Source organism: Burkholderia sp. SIMBA_062, assembly GCF_046534765.1.
Classification (GTDB): domain Bacteria; phylum Pseudomonadota; class Gammaproteobacteria; order Burkholderiales; family Burkholderiaceae; genus Burkholderia; species Burkholderia ambifaria.
Genome location: NZ_JAWRYD010000282.1, coordinates 1 through 270 on the forward strand (window position 1 = coordinate 1; position 270 = coordinate 270).

The window sequence follows — 270 nt, forward strand, 5'->3', positions numbered from 1 at the left end:
GGCCAGCAGCCGAACCAGCTCCTGGACCAGCGCGACCTCGCGGTGTCGAATCTGTCGCAGCTCGTGGGCGTGCAGGTCGTACAGAACAGCAGCGGCTACAGCCTGTTCCTCGGCAACGGCCAGCCGCTCGTGGTCAGCGGCCAGAACTACAACCTGACGACGCAGCCGTCGAGCACCAATCCGACCGAAATGACGGTGGCCTGGCAAGGTCTGCCGGGCTCGACCACCGCCGCGCAGCCGCTCACCAGCGCGGCGCTGCAAGGCGGCACG

The 270-nt window shown here is 68.5% G+C and carries 1 protein-coding gene; it reads left to right on the forward strand.

Going from position 1 to position 270, the window contains the following annotated elements:
- Positions 1-270 (forward strand): FlgK family flagellar hook-associated protein (locus SB786_RS36375; protein WP_410731599.1); only part of this gene is annotated, 270 nt, incomplete at both ends.